This is a genomic window from Staphylococcus sp. HMSC055A09, assembly GCF_001809655.1.
GTDB classification, from domain to species: domain Bacteria; phylum Bacillota; class Bacilli; order Staphylococcales; family Staphylococcaceae; genus Staphylococcus; species Staphylococcus capitis.
Map to the genome: position 1 here is coordinate 1 of NZ_KV798350.1, position 1,522 is coordinate 1,522.

The following is a 1,522-nucleotide window of genomic DNA, read 5'->3' on the forward strand; positions in this document are numbered from 1 at the left end:
TAGCTATATTTTTTACTTTGCAACAGAACCAAGAAATTGATCCAACAGAATATGTATATCAGATTTTTTACATGTGGAATCAAAAAGAATATTTGGCAAGCGAAATTTTTGATTTAACGGATGAAGAAAAACGAGAAGTGAATCAAAAAATGATAAATGAAATTGAAGAAGAAAAATAAAAAACAAAACGCTACTCGAAAAAAGAGTGAGCGTTTTTTGTTTTGTTAGAAAAAATTAAAGATGTTTTTCTGAAAAAAGTTTGAGATTTTGAAATGAAAAATATGAGGGTATACAGGTGTAATATTGCAACTATTGCCATTCAAGAGCATAAGGGAATCCTGCATCAAATTGGTACGTTTCACGTACCAATATAATGCAAAAGTATTGATTTGACAGTGTCAAATAGGATTCCTAAATGTGATGTAAAAAATTATGCAAACGTACGTAAAAGGTACGTGAAAAGTACCCTAAAATCTCAATACGTACGTAAAAGGTACGTAAAAGGTACGTAAAACGTACCAAAAAATTGGTACGTTGAAAATCTTGTTTTGTCTATACTAGTGAGTAATTACTAAAACCTAAATGCTCAAAAAAGTGAGCATTATAATTGAGTAATTACTCATCAATATAAATATATTTAAATTGAGTAATTACTCATAATTATATGTTAAAATTTATTGAGTAATTACTAATACATAAAGGTGGTTATTTTATGCCTAGTTCATTTAACAAAAAAGCAAAAACTATAAACGTTAACTTAACTCAAGATGAGTACAATAAAATTCAAAAATTAGCAGAAATTCGTCATCTAAACCCAACCAGCTATACAAAACTTGTTGCTTTAGGTAATCGTATTAAGCCAACAGTTATTAAAAGTGAAGATGATACGAATGATTTGCATGAAATCATAGAGCAACTCAAAAGTAGTAATAACACTTTAAAGAATGAGCAAGATGCATTCAGAGAGAAAGCTCATATGTTTGATCTTCTTCTTGAACATGTAAACGAAAATGCCTTTATTGACTTTGATAGTTTTAAACATGACACAGAATTAAGAAAAGCTATTATGAATTTTAAAAAAGACAGGGAAACCTTTTAATTAGGTTACTCTGTCTTTTTCTTACGTTTTCTGAAATCATTTTACGTTTAGAAATAAATTCTAAAGTGATTTATAGCCTCTCTGTTGAACGAAAAAAATTTTAGGTGTTTTTTTATACGTGGAATAATAAAATGTCCTAGAAAGGGCTTAAAATGCAAAATAAAAAGACTACTCATTTTTTGAGTAGCCAGGGAATTGTTTTTGATATATTAAATGAAAGGAGTAATACATTAATCATATCACACGCATTTATGCCGAGAAAATTTTTGGTTGGAATGAGCTATGTGTTAGCTAACTATGTTAGCGAGTTGGTTGGTGGTTTGTTGGGATTAATCCCAACGAAGTACCAACTCAACAACACATTATGCTCCGTTGGTTCCAACCAAAAAGCAATTGGAATAAAGCATTAAAAATAGCCACTCA

At 29.4% G+C, this 1,522-nt stretch carries 2 protein-coding genes; both read left to right on the forward strand.

Annotation, left to right across the window (positions count from 1 at the left end):
• The first annotated feature begins 712 nt into the window (after window positions 1-712).
• Window positions 713-1,099: a plasmid mobilization protein gene (locus HMPREF2642_RS01040; protein ID WP_070597544.1), complete on the forward strand. Its 387-nt coding sequence runs from the start codon at window positions 713-715 to the stop codon at window positions 1,097-1,099.
• A 152-nt stretch (window positions 1,100-1,251) separates the two neighbouring features.
• Window positions 1,252-1,509: a hypothetical protein gene (locus HMPREF2642_RS11665; protein WP_049363929.1), complete on the forward strand. Its 258-nt coding sequence runs from the start codon at window positions 1,252-1,254 to the stop codon at window positions 1,507-1,509.
• Window positions 1,510-1,522 lie beyond the last annotated feature (13 nt).

What these genes read in the sequence shown, in the direction of transcription:
- HMPREF2642_RS01040 (WP_070597544.1), top strand. Translation starts at nt 713, where the DNA reads ATGCCTAGTTCATTTAACAAAAAAGCAAAAACTATAAACGTTAACTTA.
- HMPREF2642_RS11665 (WP_049363929.1), top strand. Translation starts at nt 1,252, where the DNA reads ATGCAAAATAAAAAGACTACTCATTTTTTGAGTAGCCAGGGAATTGTT.